7 protein-coding genes are annotated in these 9,184 nt (G+C 41.6%); 6 read left to right on the top strand and 1 reads right to left on the bottom strand.

The genetic code is table 11. The features are described from left to right. Window positions 1-218: 218 nt before the first annotated feature. Window positions 219-1,676: a hypothetical protein gene (locus tag NHN17_RS24710; protein WP_255045330.1), complete on the bottom strand. Its 1,458-nt coding sequence runs from the start codon at window positions 1,674-1,676 to the stop codon at window positions 219-221. A 675-nt stretch (window positions 1,677-2,351) separates the two neighbouring features. Here NHN17_RS24710 and NHN17_RS24705 point away from each other — a divergent pair. The 6 genes from NHN17_RS24705 to NHN17_RS24680 all read left to right on the top strand — a co-directional run bounded on the left by NHN17_RS24705 (window position 2,352) and on the right by NHN17_RS24680 (window position 8,905). Next, complete coding sequence (locus NHN17_RS24705) at window positions 2,352-3,086, top strand: hypothetical protein (protein WP_255045329.1); 735 nt, start codon at window positions 2,352-2,354, stop codon at window positions 3,084-3,086. A gap of 21 nt (window positions 3,087-3,107) precedes the next feature. Continuing rightward, on the top strand, window positions 3,108-3,989 hold the full coding sequence (locus NHN17_RS24700; RefSeq protein WP_255045328.1) for a hypothetical protein: 882 nt from the start codon (window positions 3,108-3,110) through the stop codon (window positions 3,987-3,989). Next, window positions 3,989-4,519 (top strand): hypothetical protein, encoded by a 531-nt coding sequence (locus tag NHN17_RS24695; protein ID WP_255045326.1) that lies wholly within the window; start codon window positions 3,989-3,991, stop codon window positions 4,517-4,519. The genes NHN17_RS24700 and NHN17_RS24695 overlap by 1 nt, the downstream gene beginning before the upstream one ends. 23 nt (window positions 4,520-4,542) lie before the next feature. Beyond that, window positions 4,543-7,644 (top strand): nuclease-related domain-containing protein, encoded by a 3,102-nt coding sequence (locus tag NHN17_RS24690; protein ID WP_255045325.1) that lies wholly within the window; start codon window positions 4,543-4,545, stop codon window positions 7,642-7,644. A gap of 67 nt (window positions 7,645-7,711) precedes the next feature. After that, a complete protein-coding gene (locus NHN17_RS24685; RefSeq protein ID WP_255045324.1) occupies window positions 7,712-8,587 on the top strand; it encodes a hypothetical protein in 876 nt (291 codons plus the stop codon). Window positions 8,588-8,776: 189 nt separating this feature from the next. Continuing rightward, entirely contained in the window at window positions 8,777-8,905 is a 129-nt protein-coding gene (locus tag NHN17_RS24680) for a hypothetical protein (RefSeq protein WP_255045323.1), read from the top strand. The last annotated feature ends 279 nt before the right edge of the window (window positions 8,906-9,184 follow it).

The raw sequence follows: 9,184 nt of genomic DNA, 5'->3' as shown, positions 1-9,184 counted from the left end.
GATGCCAGCTTGGGAACAGTTTTATAACCTAGCAGCCTAGTTGTATTTGGAAAACAGTCATTTGTACTTCAGTATAACTTTGCGACAAAACCACGGATAGTCATATATGGTGCCGTTGACCTTCAAGCTGATTTGATCAACAACGCCGACAAAACCTATAAATTGAGGTGAAAGCCTCAACACCTAAGTTGAGGCTTTATATCAATCAGGTGATGAAATCACCGCGAGGCACCGAGTAGCTCTATTTTGTACGATACTGATGTTCCTTCATAAAAATGTGGAAAGTTCAAATTCTTCCCTTCTCGCCAACTATTACCGAAACCCACTAGTCTCTGATCATTAATATATCTGCCACTAAATACCACCTGATAAACGTCCCCTACGGCCATCTTTCCTAAGATTCGACGGAGATCTTTGGGTGTGTCAAAGTATTCAAGTGTAACATCCTTCACTTCTATCTCATCACCATTAGAGGCTGTTGCAATGTAGTTGACTTTAAAGTTCCGGGCATAACCACTCAGAGGAGGTGCTGACTCATTTTTAGTTATCACTTTCTGTAGCAGTCCGCTGCCAACTTCGTTTACGCCTTCCTGTTTCTGAAAGTCAGTGTAGAAGGTATCACCTTCATTGGTGTTTATTGCGATATGCGAACTCAAAATAGCTCGAAGAACAGACGGCAAAACTTCATCATAACTTGATAGCTCACCTGACAGAGCACTTTCAATGGACATTATATAACCATCAAATTTAGGAGAGACGCCCAACCGTTCCGACGCGGTGGTGACAAAGTCTCTCCCAGTGTCTCCAACTTCATAGCCATAGTAATATGAGAAAATATCCAATGGGTTGCTAAAATCAACCCCTTCTACATTTAATGTCCCCCAGTACTCGTCTATTTCAAAATTATCAAACCTCCCGGCATTAGAATTTGAGATGGCATACTCATATAAATCTCTGATCAACTCTTGGGTTTTATCAGTGTCTGGAGTCTCGACTTCCCTCCCTTTAATTCTGACTGACATCCCTTTGATGAAAAGCTCTTGATTTATAACTACGTTAGCGGAATTTCTCGATTTATCAAATGTATTCTTCACCCTATTAGCTTCTTCTGCCCCTAGAGCATAAAAATAAAGATCTATCTCGTTGTTAATTTTTGCCCTTAGGTTATTCCACTCTGTTAGTTCTTTCTTGGATTTATATATAGCATCTTGTGCCTTTCTGATTGATTCTTGAAGTTGAGGATATTTACTTTGGAAATTAGGGAGATCTTTAAATGTGGTATTCTTCTCTTTTTTAAGTTCAAGCATTTTACGCTTTACTGCGGTAACCTCATCACTGTCTTCAACGAACCTTGCCTCACTCAACGCAATATCAAGCTCTGCCTGTCGCTCGTTAAATTCAGCGCTTTGCTTCTGATACTCAGTGTACTGTTTTTCCATCTTCTCTTTGGCTGCGACATACTCAACATGTCTCTTATTTGAATCTTTTAATTTTTTTTCAAAACTCAAACCGAGGGACTTTAGTTTATGTTCAACGATTTCTTGGTTGGTCATATCCTTAAGGTCTTTGACCTTTAATTCCTCGACCTTTTGTTCAGCCGCTTGGCTACTGCCGTTGTCACATCCACCTAACATCAATGTTAAGCAAATCACCCCACAGAAAATCTTCCTAGCCATCTCTCTCGCCTCACCTTCAATTAAAAAGACTGTGCCGATAACCCAAACCAACTCGCAAAGCAAACAACGCTGTAGAGCAACAAGAAGTCAAAATCAGCACTAAAACCCCCTAGAAGAAGCATATGTTCTTTTGGGAATACTGCCTAATCAATGTGCAATTGTATGCGCATTTCTGAGGTGTAGACGTCATTAGAAGACATTACATAATGTTTATGTGAGCGGAGATGCAGTCGGTGAGAATTTTCCCTACCTCAAAGATAGTAACCATCACAGTAATCAAGGTACTCGTGACGTAGACGGCTAATAGTTTTTATCGAGTTATCAACCATTGGTTCATGTGGACGATGATTAAAAATGGACAGCTCGACAACCCTGATGGTTTATCAGTTTGGGATGAATTCTACGCGCTTGCAGCCTAACTGCATCTGGAAATCAGTACGCTTGTGCATCAGCATGACTTTGCGACAAAACCCTCTGGAGGTGATCACATTTATTTTACAATCATCTTAAAGTATTAAAGAAAAATCATACAGGGGACACAAAGCGCTGGTTAATAAATAGACAGCTTGTGTTTGTGGCGTTAAGTTCGTTCCATAAATCAATAAAAGTGAAAACGAAAATAAGCTCAGTTCCTCACAAGGTTATGGATAACCAACATCAATAAGGAGCAGCGCAATGAACAGATTCGTAAAGCAAGTCAAAACAGTGGCATTTTACGTCTTCTCAATTATCTTTTGGGGTGGTTTGTCTCTAGTAGTGATTAACTATGTGTCTCCCGGCACCATGAGCAAAATCACGGCTATTTATGATGACAATATTTCTTCATGGGACGACAGTGCTTGTGAAGCTAATAAAATTCGATGCCTTGAAGCTAAACAGCGGCAGCTGGAAGAAATCCACACGGGTTTCAATAAAGGCATCAAAGATATCCACGTACAAATTGATAGTCAAAACGCCATAATCGAAAAACATGAGCTGCTGGTAGTTGCAAACAGTAAGCTTGTCAGCGAAGGTGCCGAGCTCATCTCAAGCCTCCCCGAAGATTCTAATGACATAGACGTCTGGTTCTCAGGTCAAAATTTCACAAGTCTAACCATTTTGAATAGTCAGTTGGATTTACTTCGAAGTGAAAGGTCTGCCTTAGAAGCACAAACCAATCAGGCTAAGGGGCTGAGAAAAGACCTCGCAAAAATGCGGGAAAGCTTGATTTTACAAAGAGGCAAGTTGAATCTGGAGCTAAAGATGATCCCTTCAAAACTAGCTTTGCTTGAGTCTAGCCAGTATCTAGAAGACTTTGATGACAGCATGTTACGTATCGACGGTTTAATCACCGATGGTACTCGGGAACTGAATGAAGTAACCGACATGATATTGAGTACGGAAGAATTTATTAAGAAAAATTCAAAGTAATTCACACAAGGAGATAGCACTGTGAGTTATAGAGCACTGATAACGCAGTGGGATGATGTCAGGAAGATGCTTGCTAATGGTTTGATGAGCTGTCTTCCTGACAGTTTTCAATCACTGGAAGACATTGATGTAAACCAGTGGTTTATCGATATTGAAAATAGTTTTGATGAATCTTTACTCCGTGAGATTGAACGTAATTGTAGTGGTGTATCTGGTGGTGCCGCGTGGAGTATTTTTAATTGTTCTCGAAGTTACATAGAGGAAAACCTCCGTGGCCTTGATACTGAAAATATCGGTAAAGACAAATGTAGGGGCGCTATCTTTAACACGTTCAAGCAGTCACTGGAGCATGGGATGCGGGATTTTCTAATTGAGGACGGGGTAGATAAGCGGTTTATTGATAATGCCGCAAACTGGCGAAGGATCTACCCATTACTTAGAGAGGTACAGCAGGAGCTTGAGGGTAAACCGATAGTTGTGACCGATAAGAAGTTCATTAGTCTCCTTAAGCAAAAAATCATATTTAAAGGTCTGCATGTTGTAACTAATGAGGACCGGTTGTTAGATATCATATTTGATTTTTACCACGAGCCGGCCTCAGTAGAGGTAGATTCTCTACCTATTGCTGATGAGCGTGTTGAAATTGAAGGTATTAATGGTGTTGAAATGCAGCTATTACGACTGGATGGCTGTATTGAGATGCTAAAAGCATACTCTGACGAAACCTACCAAATATTGCACCAATTTTTTATAGAGGGTAGGTCTGCTTCTTCAATATACGTAAAAGCAGGGATGTCCAATACCAAGTTCAAAAGTCGAAAAGGTACTGGACTTGAGCTCTTGCGTGAATGCCTTGAAGGACATGGTATTGATGCACTGTCGGAATATGAGGATAACAACTAATGCCTAGCCATAAGAATGCACATTTGCTGCAGGCAATTCTCGATACCCAGAGCGAGGATGGTAAATATTACATCTCGTACGAGCGTATATATAGCGCATTAACTTCGGGGCCTGCGTTAAGTCAGCGTGAGATAGAAACAATCTGGCTTTCTCCGGCTGCAAGAGCAAAGTATACATATGCAATGAGAGTATGTCGCTCAAGGGACAGATCAACATGGGAAGAAAATAATTGGGGTGATTCACAGCAACTGCTTGCTGCAGGCTCCGATGAAGACAGGTACGTCCTTCCATTTAATGGATTCAAAATTGTTATAGAGCAAGAGCCGGATGGATATGTGATAAGCCTGATCTTAGAGGCTGAGCTATCCGAATCTCTCAATATGTCAGATTCCGTCTCTGTTATAGATGAGCAGGGGCAGGTCTGGATAACCGCAGTACCGGCTGGAGAAGTACTCATTATTGATGACTGGCCTTTTGGTGATGACGTATCAGAGTACATAACGCGGAAAGTGAAAATAATGTTGAATTAGTCTGACGGAATAGGGAGATCCACATGCCACTGATTCGTGCTTTTCAGTATCCAGGGCGCAGTCACGAAAACTCACAATTTCGTGAGTTTGTGAGTCAACTCTATAGCTACGAGAAGAAGCGAGAAGCGCTGGATCCTAACTATAAGTCTCGCTGGTTTATCGTAATCCAAGGTTATGACTTTACAGTTGATAAGAAGTCGCAGAAAAAAACGTGGACCGAGAGGGCAGAAGCCGATATTTGGGTTATCAAAGAAAGCGGCATGGTGATTATTGAAACCAAGGCCTATGATGATGCAAAAAAGGTTGTAGCCACAGAAGAGGGAGCTTGGCAGGTAATTAATGACGATGGTACCCAAAAGCTTCTGACGAGTGGGGGAAGGGATACAGGCAAAAACCCATTCACACAGGTTTGTCGCACAAGGAAGGTACTGAAGGGTCATATTCAGCAGCATGCTAGGATGTTTTACAAGGTGGCATTTTCGAAGTGGGGAGATAAAAACCGCATAGGTTCAATGGTTTGGTTTAACAAAGACATCGAACTAGATAGTTCTATCGGTGCGGATCATAATGCATATTTCACGATTGTCCCAACAAAGCGTATTGTTGATGATCTCCTAGACAAAAATGATCCTGACGGGGCAATAAAGCTAAATGAAATAGCCTTGCTACTCAACGAGCTAAATATTGAGAATGATTACCTAACATCGGAAATGGCTAATGATGGTTGTCGCCCTCTAATCCCTGGTTATCTGCGTGATCAGCAGGTTGGTATAGCAGAGGTAAAACCAGTTGAAAATAACGATGCTATTAAAAAGGAGCCTGCAACAAGGGGCTTTGCTGAATCAGATGGAACGGGTCGTTTTACCCGAGACCCTTCTTTCAGGCATAACCCCAAAACATTCGAAACTACCCTATTCCCTACCGTAGATGGCAATCATGGCCGGATGGTATTCATGCGAGTCGCCGATCTTGGTAACGATAAAATGGAGGAGGAATGGTTCAGTAGCCGGACAAAAGGCAAAGCGTTAACCGCCACAAAGATTCGAGATGTGTTAAACCCTGCTCGCTCTTATGAAAATACAGATCCTCCTGCCGTAAGAGCTGATGCCTCTAATTCACAGTTCACTGGCCGTAGCCACGAGTTATCAATGGCAATTGCTGATCAATTGGTTAGGCATGGGAGTCTGGTTGATAAAGGAAGCTATGTTTTCGCAACCGGAACCGTAGAAGAGCATGGCTTGGTTGGCAATGTTAGCTACATAGAGATGAAGTTTAAAACTTTGGTTGCCCTAGCCGAAGAAATGAACATAAAGCATGCTGTGTTTTCAGTGAAAAACAAGAAAGAACTGCCAGATGATGCCAAAGGTCAATTATCCCAATTAGGTGTAGAGCTTCATCTGATAGAGAGTATTGATGATCTCGCCGAAGGCCTCTGGAAATCACCGAATAACTTTAAGGCTGCCAGCCCCACAAATGATCGGCCGCTTCCCCAAAAAGAAGGTGTTAAACCTCTTAAAGTGGAGTGGAAAATGAAATTTTGGTATATGGGACTTGTAGCGTCATTGGTTGTTGGCGGGACATTGTATATGGCCCCTGACAGCAACTTCACACTTGGTGATATTTCTGACGTTGTCAGCTTCGAGTCCATGACAAACAAAATACAAAAGCAGCATCGAATTTATGAGCAGGATGAATCCAACTGGGAGGCGCTAGTTGCACTTATTGAGCTTGTTGAACATGCCACACCCTCACAATACGACAAACTTCCAATGTCAGTTAAGGAACGTATACAACTAGCTCAGCAACGACAGAGAGAGAGTGACAGGCGCTTGACGCAGCTGAAGGGGGTCATCAATGCAGAGCAGGCTGCAGATAAAAATGAACGGGCTCACAATGTTTACAAGTCACTAAAAAATTTAGATAAAAACAGACTTAATGCTGTTGATCCTTACACGCTAGTTACTGCGGATGGTATCTCTGCAAGTTATCTGGCTGCCGATATGGCTGAACGATTAGAGGGGCAGCAGACTATCTATAGTCTTGAGCAAGCCTACAGCCACTACCAAACAACCTTTAGTGATCGCGCAAAGCAGGCTTTGTTGGATGAGCAGCCAGAGGCTCACGACATTCTCGTCACTTATCTGGGACTGCGACAGAAACTGGATGCCAAGTTATCCCAGCTATCTACGTTGGTTGATAGGTATACGTCTGAGAAAAATCAAAAAAAAATTAATCCCGATACTTGGGGCAGCATTGTGGATCTGAAGCGGTCGTTCAGTGAGATTGAGCAAACGGCGCTGACGGGTAAATACGCGCAGTACTGGCACGCAGCCAATATTGTAGAAAGAGGCTGGTCAACATCTGATTCGGAGATGGCCTCAATCCTTGAAAAACTATCGGATCATGATGATTCTGTTGAGCAAGGGGTTAATGCTCTGAAAGCATGGATCAATTCAAGTGCATTGACAAAAGCTAGGATGAACAAGGACCGAAAAGCATCAGTAGCAGTTCTGGATAAACGTCAAAACGCGTATGAAGCATGGAAGTTGGCTAATTCAATCAGGGTTGGTCAGCATGATGGGTTTAGCCAGCTCCATAACCGTTCTTATGATTCACTTAGCCAGACCCAAAAAATGATGTTTGAGGAGCAATACCCTGAGAAGCATCAGGTATTACTGGACTACAAACAAAAGCGCTCAGACAGTAATTCAAGGATGAAGGCCTTGTTAATTTCAGCAAGGGAATATGATAAAGAAAGAGCTGCCATTGCTCCTAATGTTAATGCCTGGACTAATTTGATTACTGCAGCAGATAAACTTACTGATTTTGATCATCAGGTGCATAATAGCGAGACGCAAGCGGCTGTCCGCAAAGCAGAACGCGCCAGAAAGCAGATGCAAGATAGCAATGCCAGATTGCAAAAGTTCTTATCTGCGATATCAAATTACACAAAGGCACGGAAAGATAAATCATCAAATCAGTCTGCTGTTAAAAGAAGTACTGACAACCTTGAAAGCGCAACAGCAGTTATCACATATCTTGATGTTGCTCGAATGAACCAAAGGCAGTTAGATACTTATCACTCGGTGGCGAGCCGATTTAGGATAACAAAACCCCAAAGATAAGCAAAAGTGAATAATATCCCCCATAAAGTAAAAACTGAATAAATTAAATAAACAGGGAAGGACAGTGATGAAATATAAAATAGCGGCAATAAGCGTAGCAATGGCCTTATCCGTTAATGTGATGGCTGATGATGTAAATCAAACGAAGTCACAGGAAGAAAGGTTGGATGCTGTCGAGTCAAATATTGAGGGCATGCAACAGGATATGGCAGTGTTGAGCAGTAGTATTAATCAGTTGGTGACACTGCTACAAACCCAACAAGCAAAAACAGCCTCAACACAAGCATTGCCATCAACTACAAGTGGTTCATCTGATGGTTTAGAAGTAGACGATTCTGTGCTAGATGAGTTTGAAGAAATACAAAATACTCACTCAATAACACCAGGTTTATTGGTCGACGTATATGTTATTGATGACGCCACATCTAAGTTGCCTACTGAACCAGAAGGGTTGTTGATTGCAACTTTAGACTTTAACAAAGGCGGGAACTTTAACTTTTACGAGCATTTAGAAGATGAGTCAACGAGAGGGGCTGGCCTAAACCAGACTATCGGCCTGCATTATAGAGGGAATTACCAATACGCAGCAAATGGGAAACATTTGTTTTCTTATACCCATAGTTCTGAACGAGCAAAGGTTGCTGGATATCATGAACGTCAGGGTAACTGTACCTCGACTCTGCTTTTAGATGACGAGCCTAAAATAACAATATCAGCGCCAATGGGGAATAAAAAAGGGGCAATAAATAGTACGACGAAACAAACGGTAATTGAAACAGGGGCAAGGCAAGGGACTTTTGGTGTTTGGTTTGTCTGCGATGTGAAGTGGGATAGTTATAAATATATAGAAAGTGCATATAGGCATGTAAACGTCGAAATAATGGCTAAGAGTCCAAATGATAGGAAGTTGGCGCTGATTGATCCGGGTGAGTTTACCCATTAACTCGTCATGTTAATAGGTCTAGTGACCGTAAGCTAACCACGATAGAACCCGGTTCGTTTGTGAATAATGGATAAATGGTTGTAAGCTAAGCCTTGCTTATAAGGCGATATAAGTAAGGCTAACTGTATATGGTGTAACTCAAAGACCTTTTTAGCGAAAAAATGGATTCATGGAGGAGTAGCTATAAGTGTGTACACAATATTGCAAAAAGATGACGTCTACCTTGCGGTAGACTTGTTAGGAAAAACAGCATTTGAAGAGATCAACGGCAATAAAGAAGAAGGTTTTTATATCTGTGTAGAAAACCAAGAAGGATAATTTTCCCAATAAGTTATAAAGAATAACAAGATTGCATTGGGTCATTACGATGAGTTTGCTGACTAAATTTATATTTCAACTTGCTCAGCATTACCTGTTGGCGTGACATATGAATAATGCCTTGGTGTTGTTTGTGCAACGGGAAAGACTGGAGTTGGTATTTTCAAGTTTATAGGGGAAAACTTGTTTAAGCAGCGTTATGGTACGAATATTTATGATATTCAAACAATAACTAAAATGGTTATGCACGAGTTGAAATCGAAATGCGTTGAAATAGGT

This window comes from Photobacterium pectinilyticum, from assembly GCF_024357955.1.
GTDB classification, from domain to species: domain Bacteria; phylum Pseudomonadota; class Gammaproteobacteria; order Enterobacterales; family Vibrionaceae; genus Photobacterium; species Photobacterium pectinilyticum.
Note: the sequence above shows the minus strand (reverse complement) of the source record. Positions and strands in the feature narration are given on the sequence as shown.

Coding starts and splice junctions, on each gene's coding strand:
- NHN17_RS24710 (WP_255045330.1), bottom strand. CDS start 1,676: ATGGCTAGGAAGATTTTCTGTGGGGTGATTTGCTTAACATTGATGTTA.
- NHN17_RS24705 (WP_255045329.1), top strand. CDS start 2,352: ATGAACAGATTCGTAAAGCAAGTCAAAACAGTGGCATTTTACGTCTTC.
- NHN17_RS24695 (WP_255045326.1), top strand. CDS start 3,989: ATGCCTAGCCATAAGAATGCACATTTGCTGCAGGCAATTCTCGATACC.
- NHN17_RS24690 (WP_255045325.1), top strand. CDS start 4,543: ATGCCACTGATTCGTGCTTTTCAGTATCCAGGGCGCAGTCACGAAAAC.
- NHN17_RS24685 (WP_255045324.1), top strand. CDS start 7,712: ATGAAATATAAAATAGCGGCAATAAGCGTAGCAATGGCCTTATCCGTT.